This window comes from Magnetospirillum fulvum, from assembly GCF_900108475.1.
Lineage (GTDB): Bacteria > Pseudomonadota > Alphaproteobacteria > Rhodospirillales > Magnetospirillaceae > Phaeospirillum > Phaeospirillum fulvum_A.
Map to the genome: position 1 here is coordinate 99,958 of NZ_FNWO01000002.1, position 16,144 is coordinate 116,101.

16 protein-coding genes are annotated in these 16,144 nt (G+C 65.2%); 10 read left to right on the forward strand and 6 right to left on the reverse strand.

The genetic code is table 11. From position 1 onward, the window contains the following. Nucleotides 1-109 precede the first annotated feature (109 nt). Nucleotides 110-1,471, forward strand: a complete 1,362-nt coding sequence (locus BLW40_RS02645; RefSeq protein ID WP_139305464.1) for an ammonium transporter — start codon at nt 110-112, stop codon at nt 1,469-1,471. A gap of 114 nt (nt 1,472-1,585) precedes the next feature. On the opposite strand, the gene BLW40_RS02650 is transcribed toward BLW40_RS02645, so the two are convergent. After that, nucleotides 1,586-2,080, reverse strand: coding sequence for a Dps family protein (locus BLW40_RS02650; protein ID WP_074765290.1), 495 nt, complete (start codon nt 2,078-2,080; stop codon nt 1,586-1,588). A 169-nt stretch (nt 2,081-2,249) separates the two neighbouring features. Between BLW40_RS02650 and BLW40_RS17580 the strand changes: the two genes are divergently transcribed. Genes BLW40_RS17580 through BLW40_RS02665 form a run of 3 tightly spaced genes read left to right on the forward strand, consistent with a single transcriptional unit; the run spans nt 2,250 to nt 3,576 of the window. Further along, nucleotides 2,250-2,480, forward strand: a complete 231-nt coding sequence (locus BLW40_RS17580) for a hypothetical protein (protein ID WP_074765292.1) — start codon at nt 2,250-2,252, stop codon at nt 2,478-2,480. Further along, on the forward strand, nt 2,477-3,331 hold the full coding sequence (locus BLW40_RS02660; RefSeq protein WP_170834513.1) for an EAL domain-containing protein: 855 nt from the start codon (nt 2,477-2,479) through the stop codon (nt 3,329-3,331). Before BLW40_RS17580 ends, BLW40_RS02660 begins: the two co-directional genes overlap by 4 nt. 32 nt (nt 3,332-3,363) lie before the next feature. Next, complete coding sequence (locus BLW40_RS02665) at nt 3,364-3,576, forward strand: ribbon-helix-helix protein, CopG family (protein WP_074765296.1); 213 nt, start codon at nt 3,364-3,366, stop codon at nt 3,574-3,576. Nucleotides 3,577-3,613: 37 nt separating this feature from the next. On the opposite strand, the gene BLW40_RS02670 is transcribed toward BLW40_RS02665, so the two are convergent. After that, entirely contained in the window at nt 3,614-3,841 is a 228-nt protein-coding gene (locus tag BLW40_RS02670) for a hypothetical protein (RefSeq protein ID WP_074765298.1), read from the reverse strand. A gap of 212 nt (nt 3,842-4,053) precedes the next feature. Here BLW40_RS02670 and irrA point away from each other — a divergent pair, with 212 nt between their 5' ends. The 6 genes from irrA (at nt 4,054) to BLW40_RS02700 (ending at nt 12,575) form a co-directional block, all read left to right on the forward strand. Continuing rightward, nucleotides 4,054-4,473 carry an iron response transcriptional regulator IrrA gene (gene irrA, locus BLW40_RS02675; RefSeq protein ID WP_074765300.1) on the forward strand — a complete coding sequence of 140 codons (420 nt, stop codon included), beginning with the start codon at nt 4,054-4,056 and terminating at the stop codon, nt 4,471-4,473. A gap of 148 nt (nt 4,474-4,621) precedes the next feature. Beyond that, nucleotides 4,622-6,175, forward strand: a complete 1,554-nt coding sequence (locus BLW40_RS02680) for an ArnT family glycosyltransferase (protein WP_074765302.1) — start codon at nt 4,622-4,624, stop codon at nt 6,173-6,175. After that, complete coding sequence (locus tag BLW40_RS02685) at nt 6,172-7,374, forward strand: glycosyltransferase family 9 protein (RefSeq protein WP_074765304.1); 1,203 nt, start codon at nt 6,172-6,174, stop codon at nt 7,372-7,374. The genes BLW40_RS02680 and BLW40_RS02685 overlap by 4 nt, the downstream gene beginning before the upstream one ends. Then, a complete protein-coding gene (ugpQ, locus tag BLW40_RS02690; protein WP_074765306.1) occupies nt 7,371-8,090 on the forward strand; it encodes a glycerophosphodiester phosphodiesterase in 720 nt (239 codons plus the stop codon). Before BLW40_RS02685 ends, ugpQ begins: the two co-directional genes overlap by 4 nt. A gap of 78 nt (nt 8,091-8,168) precedes the next feature. Next, nucleotides 8,169-9,593 carry an NAD(P)H-dependent flavin oxidoreductase gene (locus BLW40_RS02695; RefSeq protein ID WP_074765308.1) on the forward strand — a complete coding sequence of 475 codons (1,425 nt, stop codon included), beginning with the start codon at nt 8,169-8,171 and terminating at the stop codon, nt 9,591-9,593. A gap of 165 nt (nt 9,594-9,758) precedes the next feature. Then, nucleotides 9,759-12,575, forward strand: a complete 2,817-nt coding sequence (locus BLW40_RS02700) for a DUF748 domain-containing protein (RefSeq protein ID WP_074765310.1) — start codon at nt 9,759-9,761, stop codon at nt 12,573-12,575. A 165-nt stretch (nt 12,576-12,740) separates the two neighbouring features. Here the strand turns inward: BLW40_RS02700 and BLW40_RS02705 are convergent, their stop codons facing one another. The 4 genes from BLW40_RS02705 to ribA form a co-directional block, all read right to left on the reverse strand. Beyond that, entirely contained in the window at nt 12,741-13,196 is a 456-nt protein-coding gene (locus BLW40_RS02705; protein WP_074765312.1) for an RrF2 family transcriptional regulator, read from the reverse strand. A 4-nt stretch (nt 13,197-13,200) separates the two neighbouring features. After that, on the reverse strand, nt 13,201-13,695 hold the full coding sequence (gene dut, locus BLW40_RS02710; RefSeq protein WP_074765314.1) for a dUTP diphosphatase: 495 nt from the start codon (nt 13,693-13,695) through the stop codon (nt 13,201-13,203). A 7-nt stretch (nt 13,696-13,702) separates the two neighbouring features. Further along, the gene (gene coaBC, locus BLW40_RS02715) at nt 13,703-14,902 is read right to left on the reverse strand and encodes a bifunctional phosphopantothenoylcysteine decarboxylase/phosphopantothenate--cysteine ligase CoaBC (RefSeq protein WP_074765316.1); all 1,200 of its coding nucleotides are present in this window, start codon (nt 14,900-14,902) and stop codon (nt 13,703-13,705) included. 95 nt (nt 14,903-14,997) lie between these two features. Beyond that, complete coding sequence (ribA, locus tag BLW40_RS02720) at nt 14,998-16,113, reverse strand: GTP cyclohydrolase II (protein ID WP_074765318.1); 1,116 nt, start codon at nt 16,111-16,113, stop codon at nt 14,998-15,000. Between the last annotated feature and the right edge of the window lie 31 nt (nt 16,114-16,144).

Below are 16,144 nucleotides of genomic sequence, written 5' to 3' on the forward strand. Positions count from 1 at the left end.
GCGCCTGTTGGCACGGTTCTTGTTACTGAATTAAACGCGCCGAACCGAGCACGGGATAGTCCCAACCCTCGTCGGCACGTCCTCTCGCAGAGCCGCTTCGGGGGTAAACATGATTCACCGTTTCAAATCTTTCCTGTTGGGCGCGGGCCCGGCGCTGGGCACGGCCCTGCTTGCCACCGCCGCCCGGGCAGAAGAGGCCGCCGAGCCGGTGGCCGCTGCCGCCGCCACTGTCGCTGCCGCCGCGCCGACGCTCGATAGCGGCGCCACCGCCTGGATGCTTGTCTCCAGCGCCCTGGTGCTGCTGATGACCATTCCCGGCGTCGCCTTGTTCTACGGCGGCATGGTCCGCAAGAAGAACGTCCTGGCCATCACCGCGCAGAGCTTCGCCATCACCGCCCTGGTGACGGTGATCTGGGCCGTGATCGGTTACAGCCTCGCCTTCACCGGCGAAAATCCGTACATCGGCGGGTTCAGCCGGGTTCTGCTCGACGGTCTCGAGAAGGGCTCGCTCAGCGGCCCGATTCCTGAATCCGTGTTCTGGGCCTTCCAGTGCACCTTCGCCATCATCACCCCGGCCCTCATCACCGGCGCCTTCGCCGACCGTATGAAGTTCTCGGCGATGCTGGTGTTCATCGGCCTGTGGTCGATCGTCGTCTATTCGCCGATCGCTCACTGGGTATGGGCGCTTGACGCCAACGCCGCCGCCGTCGGCTTCCTCGGCAAGATGGGCGTGCTCGACTTCGCGGGCGGTACCGTCGTCCACATCAACGCCGGTGTCGCCGGTCTGGTCGCCGCTCTGGTGCTTGGCCCGCGCAAGGGCTATGGCGTCGATAACATGGCTCCGCACAACCTGACCCTGTCGATCATCGGTGCCTCGCTGCTGTGGGTGGGCTGGTTCGGCTTCAACGCCGGGTCCGCCGTCGCCGCCGACGGTCGTGCCGGCATGGCCTTCCTGGTGACCCACATCGCGACCGCCGCCGCCGCCCTGTCCTGGGTGTTCGCGGAATGGATCCTGCGCAAGAAGCCGTCGGTTCTCGGCCTGATCTCCGGTGCCGTCGCCGGTCTGGTCGCCATCACCCCGGCCTCTGGCTTCGTTGGCCCCAAGGGCGCTCTGGTGATCGGCTTCGCCGCCGGCATCGGCTGCTACTGGGCCGCCACCACGCTGAAGCATGCCCTGAAGTATGACGACTCGCTCGACGCCTTCGGCGTCCACGGCGTGGGCGGCATCATCGGTGCCCTTCTGACCGGCGTGTTCGCGGTCGAAGCGATCGGCGGCACCGCTGGCGCGCTGGAAGGCAATTCCGGCCAGGTGCTGACCCAGTTGTGGGGCGTGCTGATCACGGCGGGCTATACCGCGATCGCCACCTACATCCTGCTGAAGCTGGTCGATTGGACCATCGGTCTGCGCGTCACCCCCGAAGAGGAACGCGAAGGTCTCGACATCGCTCTGCATGGCGAAACCGTCCACTGATCCTCTTCCGCCTTCGGGCGGCGCGGAAAACAGTGAGGGGCGCCGGGGAAACCCGGCGCCCCTTCTTTTTATCGCCTGCGCTGATCGGGGTCCGACCAGCGCAGGCCGTCACCATCAATCGAGCAGGCTGCGCAGCATCCACGCGGTCTTCTCGTGAACCTGCATCCGCTGGGTCAGCAGGTCGGCGGTCGGCTCGTCGTGAGCCTCATCGACCACCGGGAAGATCGAGCGGGCGGTACGGACCACCGCTTCCTGATCCTTCACCAGCTGGCGGATCATGTCTTCGGCCGACGGAACGGTGGTTTCTTCGGCAATCGAGGTCAGATCGGCGAACTGGCGATAGCTGCCGGGGGCCGGGAAGCCCAGGGCGCGGATGCGCTCGGCGATCAGGTCAACCGCGAGGGCCAGTTCGTTATACTGCGTCTCGAACATCAGATGCAGCGTGCTGAACATCGGCCCTTTGACGTTCCAATGGAAATTATGAGTCTTCAGATACAACGTATAGGTGTCGGCCAGCATCCGCGACAGGCCCTCGCCGATCTGCTCGCGCGCCTTCTCGTCGATGCCGATATCGATGTGGTGGGTCCCACGATTCTTGTCCTTACTCATGGTGAACTCCTCGGTTTCGATGATGCTGGATTGTGCGCTAACTCTTTTCACATTTCAATATGGGCGTTTACGCATTTGTTTAGGATAGTTCAAATGTCAGTTCCGATCAGGGCTTGACGCCATATTAATAATGGTTATTAATTGCACGACGACAAGCCAGGGGGCTGCAATGACCGATTATAGCGCATTCACCGGTGCCGTCGCTCTGGTGCGAGCGGCGGGGCTGATCCCCACCCACACCCGCCTTTGGGTCGCCCGCAACATGCTGGGCACCGACAAGGCATCCAGCCTGGACGATCTGACCGAGCGGGCCACCGAAGACGGGCTGGGCCTGTCGCGGGAAACGCTGGCCCATACGATCGCGCTGCTGACTCGGGGCGGCCCAGAGGTGCGGCCGTGACCAGGGCGGGGCCACGGCCCCGCTTTGCCGCTTCGCCCGAGGGGCTCGCGGATGCGGTGATCGCCGATATCTTGTCGCAACCCTCGGTCGGGGCCGAGTACCAGCCGTTGGTCGATGTCGTCACCGGTCAAATCGCCGGGTATGAGGCGCTCAGCCGCTTTCGCACTCGGATGGGCGAACCGGTTCCCCCCGACCGGGTGTTCAAGGCGCTGCACCAGTCGCTGCCCGCCCTATACGACATCGAGTTCCGCGCCAAGCGCGACCAGATCGCTCATGCGCCGACAGGAGTTCCCCTGTTCGTCAATCTCGATCCCGACGCCTTTGTCGCGGGCGGCGGCGACTCGCCCGACAATCCGCTGATGGCTTTGTTGTCGCTGCGCAACGATATCGGGGTCGAGATCATCGAGAATTCCTCGGTGGCGGATTCGCGCCTCAGCCTTGCGATGCTGCGGCACTTGCGGGTGCTGGGGGTCCGCGTCGCGCTGGACGATATCGGCGGCGGCGAAAGCCTGCTTTCCTTCGCCGTGCTGGCCGGGATCGACGATATGAAGATCGCCCGCGACTGGCTCGACCGCCGCGACGATCCGGTGGCGCAGCGTCTGCTGTCCGCCTTGGCCGGGTTTGGCCGCGACACCGGGAAACGGCTGATTTTCGAGGGAATCGAGACCGAAGCCGATCTCGCCTGGGCCAGAAGCCAGGGTGCCGATCTGGTCCAGGGCTTTCTCTACCGTCCCCAATTCATCACATGGCAACCCGAACCGGCCCCGGCCCAGCCTCCTCATCGCCGCGGCACCGGTCCGATCGTCCGCTCGCGCCGGTCGGAACTGGCATGGACACACGAAAGGCGCTAGAGTGCGCCCGACTTTGTCAATGAGGACGGACGATGGAAACCCTTGCGGTCACACTCCCCCCTGACCTGAAGGCCCGTCTGGACGCGCTGGCGGCGGAAACCGGGCAGACCCTTGGGGAATGCCTGCTGGTCGCGGTTCGCGAATATGTCGAGGCGTGGGAAACCCACCTGACCGACGTTCACCAGATCGACGAGCACGAAGCCCGCGCCGTTTTGAACGCGGTCAACGGAGACAGCCCGACCTGACGGCAACAGCGGACGTCTTGTCCCCGACGACCGCGATTCAGGGCTGCTCTTCGGGCGGGACTTCGTTCAGCGCCCCACACACCTCGCAGCGATAGAGCAGACCGCTCGGCATCGTGCGGATCGGCATCTGCGACATCATTTCGCGGCCACAACGACCGCAGATGACGTCGTCGCCTTCCAGCCCCAACATCGCCACGCCGGTCCCGACGATCTCGCGTCCGTTGACATCGGCTTCCTCGACCACGGCCAGCACCAATCTTGCCATCTCTTCCGTTCCTTATCCCGCATCCGGCAGTCCAGTCGCGATTGTCGCGGAATGCGACCTGAACGTCCAGGTCGGTGGCTGGCCACATGGCCCAACCCGAAGGTCTAGTCCATCCTTATGGCAATGATTTCTGCATCAGCGCTGGCTTCTTCGAACGGTTCCAGGTATTATCTGTTTCGATCAGCCTCCGATCAGGCATAAGGTGCCAGCCGATGACGATGATGACCGTCCGACCCTATAGCCAAGCCCTCGACCGCCTTCGCGCCGTGGGTTTGCGTCCGACCCGCCAGCGTCTCGCTCTGGCCCGCCTGCTGTTCGACGGCGGCGACCGCCATATCTCGGCGGAACAGCTCCATTCCGAAGCTTTGTCGAACAATATCCGCGTTTCGCTCGCCACCGTGTACAACACGCTGCACCAATTCACCGAAGTCGAGTTGCTGCGCGAGATCGTCGTCGAATCCGGCCGATCCTATTTCGACACCAACACCACCGACCACCATCATTTCTTTTACGAGAAATCCGGTCGTTTGTGCGATATCCCGGCCGAAATGATTTCGGTGTCGAAAGTCCCTTGCGCCCCCGTTGGCCATACCATTCGCCGGGTTGATGTGATCGTTCGCGTCGACGGCTGATCCTTCTTTTCGTTTGCGGCGGGCTAAAACCGCTCGGATACCACGTGTCCGGGCGGTTTTTGTGTTGTTGCCCTGGCATTGGCGCCTTGATTCGTGTTATTGCCCCGCCTCACCTCGCCCGGCATCACACCGCCCCGGAGGCCAGGATTTGGACAATGCGACGAAGACCGCTTCCGACCGGAAAGCGGCCCCCTGGACACATATCGCCGCTCTGGCCGCCCTGGTGGCGGTCATGGGGCTGGTTCACACCCTGACAGCTGGCCTTGGCCTGCTCTCCGGCGACGAAGCCTATTACTGGCTGTGGTCGCGCGAGCTCCAGCTCTCTTATTTCGACCATCCCGGCATGGCCGCCTGGTGGCTGGCGGGCACCACCGCTTTGTTCGGCACCTCCGAACTGGCGGTCCGGCTGCCCTCGATCCTGTCCTCGGCGCTCGTCACCCTGCTGATCTACGATATCACCCGCCGCGCCTTCGACAGTTCCGCCGCCGGTCTGACCGCCGCGCTGTGGCTGAATCTGACCCTGCTGTTCGGCGCCGCCTCGGTGATCGCCACCCCGGACGCGCCGCTGCTGGTGTTCTGGGCGCTGGCGCTGTGGGCTTCGGTCCGGTTGCTGCGCGAGGACCGCGCGGTCTGGCTCTATCTCCTGGCGATCGCGCTGGGTCTGGGCTTTACCGGCAAATATACGATGGTGCTGATCGTTCCCGGCATTCTCAGCCTGTTCGTGCTGTTCCGTCAGGGCTGGCGCTGGTGGGCGCGCGCCCAGCATCTGATCCTCGCCACCCTGCTCGCGCTGGCCTGCACCGCCCCGGTGCTGGTGTGGAACTGGCAGCATGATTGGGTGTCGTTCCGCAAGCAATTGTCCCACTCGTTCGACAGCGCGGTCTCCGATCCGCTGCTCAGCCTTGCCACCTTTGCCGGAACCCAGATCGGGCTGATCACACCGCTGCTGTTCGGCTTCTGTCTGTGGGGGATGGTGTGGGCGCTGTGGGCGGGATGGCACCGCCGCCGCGCCGAATGGTTCCTGCTGGGCGCGACCTCGGCCCCGGTTCTCGCTTTTTTCGTCCATCATTCCTGGGGCGGATTGGTTCAGCCGCATTGGGCCGGTCCGGCCTGGATCGGCGGCATCGCCGCCGCCGCCGGGGGCTGGGTCGCGATCAGCGGGCCGGTGCGGCTGGGGCCGCGCTGGGTGATGCTGCGCCGTCTTTATCTGGCCGCGCCCGCTCTGGCCGGAATCCTGCTGGCGGTGGTCTATCTCCAGATGGCGACGGCGATTCTGCCGATTCCGCCCAAGCTCGACCCGCTGGGGCGTCTGGGCGGCTGGGATCGGCTGGCCGAAGCGGTCCAGACGCATCGGGTCGAGCGTCCCGATACCTTTGTCTTTGTCGCCAAGCATGAATTGAGCGGCCTACTGTCTTATTATCTGCCCGACCATCCGGTAGTCTTTCTCACCGGTTCGGATGGTGTGCCGCGGATTCCGTCTTATGGCCGTGACGACGTCGTTCCCCTGGCCGGTCGCAACGCACTCTTTGTGTCGCGGACCGGACGTCATGCGATCGAGGATATTTCGCTGTATTTCGAGCGGGTTACCCTGTTGGATGTGATCGAGCGGAAATGGGGCGGCCGCACCATCGACCGCTATGAAATCTGGCTGGCGGAATCCTATCAGACGGGTCTGTTCAAGGATCGGAGGGACGTGCAGTGAAGGTCGACACGATGCGCCGGATCGATTTCTGGGTGGGCGTGCCGCTCTGCGCTCTACTGACCGCGTTCTGGTGGCTGTGGCGGCGGATTCGCCCGGCCGCGCCGCCGTCCGGTCGCGACATCGTGTTGATCGAACTGTCCGAGATGGGCAGCACCATCCTGGCCGATCCGGCGATGCGCCGGGTCCAGACCCGGTTTCCCGACGCCCAGTTGTATTTCCTGATCTTCGCCGCCAACCGCCCCAGCCTGGAGATCACCGGCACCATTCCGCCCGAGCGGGTGCTGACGATCCGCGCCGACAATTTCGTGACGCTGGCGCTCGATTCGCTGCGGGCGGTGTGGACGATGCGGCGCCTCAACCTGATGGCGGCGATCGATCTCGAACTGTTTTCGCGTTATAGCGCGCTGCTGACCTTCCTGTCGGGAGCGGAGCGGCGGGTCGGCTTTCACCGTTTCCACAATGAGGGGCTTTATCGCGGCGAGTTGCTGACCCATCGCGTCGCCTATAACCCCCACCTCCACATCGCCAAGAACTTCCTGGCGCTGGTCGAGGCGCTGTCCGAGCCTGCCGACACCGTTCCCTTCAGCAAAAGCGTGTTCAGCGACGACGATATCCGTCTGCTGCCGCATGTGCCCGAGCCGACGGTACTGGCTGCATTCCGCGCCCGGCTGGTCGAGTCCTATCCGATCCTGGCCAGCCACCCGCGCTGGATCATCCTCAACCCCAACAGCAGCGAATTGATGCCGCTGCGGCGTTGGCCGGTCGAGCGCTACCTTGAACTGGCCCGCCGCCTGCTGGCGCAGGAGGGTGTCGCCCTGCTGCTGACCGGAACCGCGTCCGAACGCCCCGAGGCCGAGGCGATCGCCGCCCAATTGGGCTCGTCCCGGGTCGCGGTGCTGTGCGGCTTTACCAAACTGACCGAACTGCCGCTGCTCTACAGCTTGTCCGAGGCAATGGTGACCAACGATAGCGGCCCGGCCCATTTCGCCGCGCCGTCCGGATTGCGGACCGTCGTGCTGTTCGGGCCGGAGATTCCGGCGCTGTACGGCGCGCTTAACCCCAACGCCCGCTTCGTCTTTGCCGGTCTGGCCTGTTCGCCCTGCGTCTCGGCGGCCAATCACCGCAAGTCGGCCTGTACCGAAGCCCGCTGCATGACCGCCATCACCGTCGAGGCGGTGCTGGAGCACTTGGCCCGATGATCGCGGTTCCGCTCCAGATCGGGCATCGCGGCGCGGCCGGTCTGGCCCCCGAGAACACCCTGGCAGCCTTGCGGGCGGCGGCACGGGCCGGAGCCGAAATGGTCGAGTTCGACGTCCGTCTCTCCGCCGATGGCCGCCCGGTGCTGTTCCACGACGACGATCTTGCCCGCACCAGCAACGGAAGCGGCCCGGTCGATGCCCATACCCGCGCCGCGCTCTCGATGCTCGACGCCGGATCGTGGTTCGGTCCGGCCTTCGCCGGAGAGCCGATCCCGACCCTGGAACAGGCGCTTGGCCTGTGCCTGGACCTCGGGCTGGCGGTGGATATCGAACTGAAGCCCTCGGTCGGGCAGGAAGCGGAAACCGCCCGGATCGCCTTGACGATTGCGGCGGCGCTGTGGCCCGCCGACCGGCCGCCGCCGCTGGTGACCAGCTTTTCCCCCGAGGCGCTGGCGATGGCGCGCGAGATCGTTCCCTCTTGGCCGCGTGGTCTGTTGGTCGGCGCGATTCCCCCCGACTGGCGCGAGCGGACCCAGGCGCTCGATTGCACTGTTCTGGTCGCCGATCAGGCCAAGCTGGATCGCTCGCTGATTGGGGCGATCGGAGCGGCAGGAATGGGTTTGCTGGTTTATACCCTCAACGATCGAGAGAGGATGCGGATGCTGTGGCGCGAAGGGATTGCCGCGATCTGCACCGACTATCCTTCTTCGTCATGAATTCGTAATGTCACTGGTGATCCCCCCCGCCATGGCTCTATATATGTCGTCCCCTCTCGTCCGGCCGCGACGGCGGCCATGGCCTGCCAAGGAGTGATCGTCGCCTTGAAACCCCTCGATCCCATTATTATTTCCGGTCGTGAGGTCCTTCCCGTCGTGGAGGGCGGCAAGGGGGTCAATATCTCCACCGGCGAAAGCTCAGGCGCCTGGGCGGCGGCCGGGGCCGTCGGCACCTTTTCGGGCGTCAATGCCGACCATTACGACGAAGACGGCAATCCGGTCGTCATGCGCTATCTGGGCAAGACCCGAGCCGAGCGCCATCAGGAACTGATCGCCTTTGGTATCAAGGGCGGCATTTCCCAGGCGCGAATCGCCCACGACATTGCCGGTGGCAAAGGCCGCCTGCACATGAACGTGCTATGGGAGATGGGCGGTGCCGAACCGATCCTCGAAGGGGTGCTGGAAGGGTCCAAGGGCCTGATCCACGGCGTCACCTGCGGGGCGGGAATGCCCTATCGCGTCGCCGAAATCGCCGCCCGCAACAACGTCTATTATTATCCGATCATTTCCTCGGCCCGCGCCTTCCGCGCCCTGTGGAAGCGGTCGTACCACAAGTTCCCCGCTCTGCTGGGCGGCGTGGTGTACGAGGATCCCTGGCTGGCGGGCGGTCATAACGGCCTGTCCAACAGCGAAGATCCCCAGACTCCCGAGCCGCCCTATGGCCGAGTCCGCGAAGTCCGTCAGGTGATGACCGAATGCGGTCTTGCCCACGTGCCGATCTTCATGGCCGGTGGCGTGTGGTGGCTGAAGGAATGGGAAGATTTCATCGGCAATCCCGAGCTTGGCCCGGTCGCCTTCCAATACGGAACCCGGCCGCTGCTGACCCAGGAAAGCCCGATCTCCGACGCCTGGAAGAAGCGCCTGCTGACGTTAAAGCCGGGTGACGTGCTGTTGCACCATTTCAGCCCGACCGGGTTCTATTCCTCGGCGGTCAAGAACGCCTTTATCGGCGAATTGTGCGAGCGGCTCGACCACCAGATTCCCTATTCCCCCGAATGTGTCGGCGATCATGTCGCCGAACTGCCGATCGGGGCGCGCGGCCGGATCGTCTGGGTCACCCCGCACGATAAGGAACGGGCGTTGGGTTGGGTTGCGCAGGGCTTTTCCGATGGGCTGCGGACTCCGTCCTCGACCCTGGTCTTCGTCCGACCCGAGCGGGCCGAGGCGATCCGCCGCGACCAAGTCGATTGCATGGGCTGCCTGTCGCAGTGCCAGTTCTCGAACTGGGCTCAGGGCGAATCCGGCACCACCGGCAAAAAGGCCGATCCGCGCAGCTTCTGCATCCAGAAGACGCTTCAGAACATCGGCCATGGTGGCGACGTCGAGACCGAATTGATGTTCGCCGGTCACAACGCCTATCGGTTCGGTCAGGATCCTTATTACGCCAACGGGTTCGTTCCCACCGTCCGCCAGTTGGTGGAGCGGATCATTACCGGCGAATAAGCCGCTGCATCGTCTGTTTCGGGCAAGCCCGGGTTGCGTTCTACGCGATCCGGGCTTGCCTTTTTTCTCCGCAGCACGATCATAAGATATGGGTCGGATGCATGCGGAGGCGATGTGGCGTACAGCTGGCGGAACTTCCGGCTGAGTCGGCGGGGGAAATGGGGGTTGGCCGCCGCCATCGTGGTGGGCGGACTGACGGCGGGCTGGCTTGTCCTGCCCGATGCCGGGCTGCGCTGGGGCCTGATCCGCACCTTGCGCGATTTCGGCATGGTCGATGTCAGCATCGCCGGCAGCAATCTGTCACTGTTCGACGGCCATCTGAAGGTCAAGGACGTCCTTGCCCGGGCGCCTTTGGGCAGTTCCGCGCTGGGGGTCGGCGATATTGCCCTGCGTTTCCGCTGGGGGCCGTTGTTCAGCAAACGGCTCGCGATCGACCATCTGGAACTGACCGGGGTCACCATCGACCTGCGCCGCGAAGCCGGCAGCGATGTCTTCGTCCTTAACGGCCTTCCGCTGGCCCTATCGACCGAGCCGCCGCCGACGGCGGACGCGCCGCCCGTCGTTGTCGCCAAAACGGCGTGGGGAATCGATCTTGCCGAACTGGACCTGACCGACAGTCGGCTTCTCTTCGCCAGCGGCTCGCTGAAGGCCGACATCGCGATCCGCCGCCTGCTCGTCACCAACCTGCACAGCCAAGACCCCGACCTGCCGGTCGCCTTCACCCTTGAGGGCAGCCTGAACGGCGCACCGGTGACCATGACCGGGACCGTTCTGCCCTTTGTCCCCGAGCCGTCCTTTACCCTGACGCTGACCTCGGGCGGGCTTGATCTTGCCTTGTTCCAGGAGGCTCTCGGCGAGATCGGACTAGGCGGTGCCAAAGGGGCCGTCGATCTTGAGGCTGCGGTCGTGGGCAAGCTGACCGACACCGGTCCGACCGTGACCGCAACGGGCAAGGCCGACATCAAAGCCCCGCGTCTGGTCGAACCGGTCGGGCTGAACGGAGATCATCTCGCCCTCGATCTGAAGCAGGCGGTCTGGGACGGCACCCGCCTGGAGCTTTCCGCCGATCTGACCGGGTCCGGACTGACGATGTCCGCCCCCCCGGTGACGGTGTCGGCCGCCGCGCTGCGGATCGAGGCTACCCCGTTGCGCTGGGAAGGTCGCCAATGGAGCTGGCAGGGCAGCCTGGGGGCCGAAACGCTGGCGGTGAAGGGTTCGGGCCCAGACATCGCCGCCGCCGCCCTGCATCTCGACGCCGCCCCGGCGCGGCTCGACGGCAACCATCTGATCTGGCGGGGCGGCCTGAATGCCACCGGGCTGGCCCTGACCGGGTCCGGTCCCGACATCGCCGCCGCCACGATCCGCTGGACCGGGCAGGCCGAGGCCAACGGCATCGCCTCGGCCAACGCCGACGGGCGGCTGGAATTGGAATCCGGACGGCTAGCCGAGTCCGATTTCGCGGTCACGCTGGGCAAGGCCCGCGCCGAAGGGAAGATCGAGACCGGCCCGGCCAAGGCCGCTTTGCCCATCGGGGCCCATCTGAAGCTGCTGACCGCCGACAAGATCGCCGCCTCGGCCACCCGTGGCGCGCGCGACTGGATGGCGGCGAACCGGATCGAAGCGGCCGGTCTGACCCTCAGTCCGGCGGGCGGGCTGGCCGCAACCCGAATGGGGGTCGAGGGACTGACGGCGCTACGCCGGGGCGGCCCGGCCGGGTATCCCTGGCGGGTCGAAGCCCGCTCGCTGCGGTTCGACCGCCCCGCTTACGACGGAACGAGCGCCGTTTCGGCCGGGTCTGCCGACATCGCCGGACTGACCCTGCGGGTGACCCGGACCGAGACCGGCCTGCTCGGGTTCTCCTTCCCCGCCTCGGGCAAGGAATCGTCGTCTCCCGCTGCGCCCCTCACCGTTGCGCTCAACCGGCTGACCATCGGCGACGGGAGCAAGCTGTGGTTCGAGGATCGCAGCCTGAACGAGCCGGTCCGACTGATGGCGCGCCCGCTTGTTTTGACCGTCACCCAACTCGACAGCGCCCATCCCGACCGCGACAGTCCGTTCGATCTGTCCGCATCAATCGGCAATGCGACGGTCGTTGCCTCCGGCGCGCTGCGTCCGTTCGCCGACTCGCCCGGCGGCCGGGTCGATGCCCGCATCACCTCGCTTGAACTGCCGCCTTTGTCGCCCTATCTCGCCGAGGCGCTGGGGGTTCATCTCAGCACCGGCCATTTCGACGGCACCGTGCGGGGGGGAGCCACGAACGGCGCTCTCGACGGCCAGATCGAGCTGACCTTGTCCAATCTGTTCATCGCCGCCCCCGATCCCAACGCTCCGCTGGTGCGCCAGACCGGAATGCCGGTCGAGACGATGCTGGACCTGCTCCGCGGCAGCGACGACCGTATCCGCTTGTCGATTCCGGTGCGGGGACGGCTCGATTCGCCTGATTTCGATGTCAGCGACGCCGTCGCCCAGGCCGTCGCCGGAGCGGTGTCCTCGACGGTGATGGCGACGCTCAAGGTCGCCTTTCCCTTCACCGCGCTGATTTCGCTGGTCACCGATCTCGGCGGCGATAACCACCTTTCGCTGGCCCCGCTCGGCTTTCCCCCCGGCAGCGCCGCCCTGTCCGACGAGCAGCGCCAGACCCTTGATCAGGTCGCCATCCTGATGCGCGGGCGCGAGAGCCTGCGTCTGACCCTGTGCGGCAAAGCGGTGATTAATGAAGGGCAGGCGCTGACCTTGCAGCGCCGCAACGAGGAGCGGCCGCTGCTCAGCCGCCTTGAACGACTGATCGGCTCCGAGCCATCCGTTACGGGAGTGGAACCAGCCGACCGCGACGCCCTGATCGGCTTGGCCAACCGCCGTGCCGCGACCGCCAAGAATTACCTGAGCGAGCAGGCGGGAATCGCCGCCGATCGTCTGTTCACCTGCCGGGGTGTGATCGAGGAGAACAACGACAAAGGCCCGCGCGTCGATCTGCTGCTGTAGCCGCTGATACGAACGTCATACCAAGCTGCGCTGATCGGAACCGATCCGCGCGAGCCCCTCATGCGCCGGGCGGGACGCCTCCGCGTCCCTTGGCTTCGCGCCACGAGGCGCGCGGCCCTTCGGGCCTAACCAACCTGCATGAGTTCAACTCAATGCAGGTTGGTATCAGATGGTGAAATCGAGCTTTTGCGTCGCTTCGCTGGGCACGCCGTCGCGATAGGCCCGCATGCACAATTCGTCGATGCTGATCCCGTCCAGCCTCGACATGATCTCTTCGCCCAGATCGCCCCACATCGGGCGGATCACCTGACGACCCAGCGCCGAAGCTGGGCTTTCCTCTGCCGCATCCTCGATGGATTCCAGGGCACGGACGACGCGAACGATCTCGCCCACCGAAATCCGCCGCCGCTCGCGGGCCAACCGGTAGCCGCCACGAGGGCCGCGCACGCCGACCAGAATGCCCGCCCGCACCAATTGCTGAAGGGTCTGTTCGAGATAACGGCGGGGAATGCCCTGCCGACGGGTGATTTCGCGGCTCTGCACCGGCTCGCCGCCAGCGTGGTAGGCGATATCGAGGACAGCCTCGATCGCGAACAGCATCTTCTTGGACGGCCTCAGCATCGCCCTATGGTTCCCTTCCCGTCCCGGTCGAACCGAACCCACCCTCGCCTCGCTCCGTCGTCGCCGAAAAGTGATCGACGATGTCGAGACACGGACGCACCACCGGAACGAACATCAATTGCGCGATCCGTTCTCCGGGAGAAACGACAATCGGGTCGGATCCAACGGGGTTGCGGTTCCAGGCGCTGATCATCACCTGGGCGGTATAATCCGCATCGATCAGTCCGACCGTATTGCCCAGAACCAGCCCCTTTTTGTGGCCCAGCCCCGACCGCGGCATCAACAAAGCCGCGATATGCTCGCAACCAATATACACCGCGATTCCGGAAGGGATCAACTGAGCCGGTGCCTGGGGGTGTAGAATGATCGGATTGTCCACACAGGCATGCAGATCGAGCGCCGCCGCCATCTCGGTCTGATAGCGGGGCATCCCCCATTCGTGCAGACGGGGATCGAGAATCTTCAACTCGATTCGGGGGACGAGAACGGAAGCGGGCATGGGAGTCCTAGCTGGCAAAAACCGTGGCGATGCGGCGGGCGAGACGGCGGGCGATTTCGAGCTTGCTCATCCGGGGCCAGTCCTCGACCCCGGTCTCGTCGATCAGATAGACGGTGTTGGATTCACCGCCAAACGATTCGCTTCCCTCCGACACGTCGTTGGCGACAATCCAGTCACAGCCCTTGCGCTGCCGCTTGTCCCGGGCGTTTTCGATCAAGGCCTGGGTTTCGGCGGCAAAGCCGATCACCAGACGCGGCCGCGCGGTCTCGGCCCGCGACAACGTCGCCAGAATGTCGGGATTGGGGCCAAGTTCGATCACCGGCGGCGCTTCGCCGATCTTTTTCTTGCGCTTTTCCGTGCTGCGATTGACCACCGACCAATCGGCGACGGCGGCGGTGCAGACGGCGATATCGGCAGGCAGGGCCGACCGCGCCGCGTTCAGCATCTGCATCGCGCTTTCGACCCGGACCACCCGACACCCGGCCGGATCAGCCAGGGCGACCGGACCGCTGATCAAGGTGACCTCGGCCCCCAATTCGGCCAAGGCGGCGGCGATCGCATGGCCCTGACGCCCCGACGAGCGGTTGGAGATATAGCGGACCGGGTCGATCGGTTCGATCGTCGGTCCCGAGGTGACGATGGCATGACGTCCGGCCAGCGGACCGCTGCCTAAAATCGCCTCGATCCGGGCCAGAATCTCGGCCGACTCGGCCATCCGCCCGCCGCCGGTCTCGCCGCAGGCCAGATCGCCCGCATTGGGGCCGATCCGGTGGATCCCGCGCGCTTCCAGCGTCGCGATATTGGCCTGGGTGGCAGGATGCTCCCACATCCGGGTGTTCATCGAGGGGGCCACCAGCACCGGAACCGAGGTCGCCAGCAGCAGAGTGGTGGCCAGATCGTCGGCGAGACCACCCGCCATCCGCGCCAGCAAATGAGCGGTGGCCGGAGCCACCACCACCAGATCGGACTCCCGGGTCAGACGGATATGATCCATCTCGCTTTCGTCGGCGGCCGAGAACATCTCGGTCCGAACCGGCTCGCCCGATAGTGCTGCGACCGACAGGGGCGTGACGAAGTTTTCCGCTCCCTTCGTCAGCACGCAACGAACCCGCGCGCCGCGCTCTTTCAGGCGGCGGATCAGGTCGAGAGACTTGTAGGCGGCAATGCCGCCCGAGACGATCAGCAGAACCCGCTGGCCCTCAAGCACTGTGATACCTCGATAAAACACACGAATTTCGGTGGGGTCAGCGTAACGGTCGGCCAGAACCGTTGCAAGATCGGACTTCGTCCCGCCCGCCGTCGCTAAAACAGATGCCCGCTGCGGGTCGCCTTGGTCAGCAGATAGCCCTGATTATGGTCGTTGGAGGGGAAGATGTGCGGAACACGCTCGGCGACGGCGATGCCGTGGCGAGCCAGGGCCGCGACCTTGGCCGGGTTGTTGGTCATCAGCCGGACCCGGTGGATGCCGAGCAGATCGAGCATCTGCGCGGCGGGGAGATAGATCCGCTCGTCATCGTCGAAGCCGAGCTGAAGATTGGCGTCGAGCGTGTCGAACCCGGCATCTTGAAGCTGATAGGCGCGCAGCTTGTTGACCAGTCCGATCCCCCGCCCCTCCTGGGCGAGATAGAGCAAAACCCCGCTGCCGGCGGCGGCGATCTCGCCGATCGCGCCGCGCAACTGGTCGCCGCAATCACAGCGCAACGATCCCAGCAGATCACCGGTGAAGCATTCGGAATGCAACCGGCACAACACCGCCTGATCGGGATCGGGTTCGCCGATCACGATGGCGAGGTGTTCGATTCCGCCGTCCGAGGGACGAAAGGCAATGATCCGGACGTTTTCCGCCTGTTCAAGCGGCACCCGCGCCTCCGCCACCGGGCTGAGCGAGCGGGCGACGGCGGTCTGGTGGCGCAAGATAGCGGCGGACTCGACGCAAACGACGTCGTCTCCCAATGGCTGCGACAGCGAAACGATCACCGATGCGGGGAGGAGTCTGGCCAGTTTCGTCAAAGCGATGCAGGCTTCTTCCACCACCCCGCCCGGCGTGACGGTAAAGTCGCCCAGGCTGGTTCCCGGTTCGATTTCGGCGCACGGATTGGCCAGGATCGATATCGTTTCGGCATCGAAACCTGTTGGGGAGACCAATCGCGCCACCCCGGTTTCCGATTCCGCCAACCCCAGCGCGCCAAGGCGGCGGCCGGTCAGCACCACCACCGGCGCCGTGGCAGATAGCGCCGACAGCCGGGCCAGACTGTCCTCGGCCACCGCTTCGGCGGCAAGCAGCGCGACGGACCGTCCCTGATCGACGATCGTGACGATCTGGCCCCGCCGTAATTCGGCGATGGCGCGATCGACCGCGATCACGGGACGAGGAGCCTCGGATTGAGGCCGGAGAGAAACATCAAGGGTTCGGCTCATGAAACGGGGGTCCGCCTGCCTGTCTGAATTT

What these genes read in the sequence shown, in the direction of transcription:
- ugpQ (WP_074765306.1), top strand. Translation starts at nt 7,371, where the DNA reads ATGATCGCGGTTCCGCTCCAGATCGGGCATCGCGGCGCGGCCGGTCTG.
- BLW40_RS02695 (WP_074765308.1), top strand. Translation starts at nt 8,169, where the DNA reads ATGGCCTGCCAAGGAGTGATCGTCGCCTTGAAACCCCTCGATCCCATT.
- ribA (WP_074765318.1), bottom strand. Translation starts at nt 16,113, where the DNA reads ATGAGCCGAACCCTTGATGTTTCTCTCCGGCCTCAATCCGAGGCTCCT.
- BLW40_RS02670 (WP_074765298.1), bottom strand. Translation starts at nt 3,841, where the DNA reads ATGGCAAGATTGGTGCTGGCCGTGGTCGAGGAAGCCGATGTCAACGGA.
- BLW40_RS02665 (WP_074765296.1), top strand. Translation starts at nt 3,364, where the DNA reads ATGGAAACCCTTGCGGTCACACTCCCCCCTGACCTGAAGGCCCGTCTG.
- BLW40_RS02645 (WP_139305464.1), top strand. Translation starts at nt 110, where the DNA reads ATGATTCACCGTTTCAAATCTTTCCTGTTGGGCGCGGGCCCGGCGCTG.
- BLW40_RS02650 (WP_074765290.1), bottom strand. Translation starts at nt 2,080, where the DNA reads ATGAGTAAGGACAAGAATCGTGGGACCCACCACATCGATATCGGCATC.
- BLW40_RS17580 (WP_074765292.1), top strand. Translation starts at nt 2,250, where the DNA reads ATGACCGATTATAGCGCATTCACCGGTGCCGTCGCTCTGGTGCGAGCG.
- dut (WP_074765314.1), bottom strand. Translation starts at nt 13,695, where the DNA reads ATGCCCGCTTCCGTTCTCGTCCCCCGAATCGAGTTGAAGATTCTCGAT.
- irrA (WP_074765300.1), top strand. Translation starts at nt 4,054, where the DNA reads ATGACGATGATGACCGTCCGACCCTATAGCCAAGCCCTCGACCGCCTT.
- BLW40_RS02705 (WP_074765312.1), bottom strand. Translation starts at nt 13,196, where the DNA reads ATGCTGAGGCCGTCCAAGAAGATGCTGTTCGCGATCGAGGCTGTCCTC.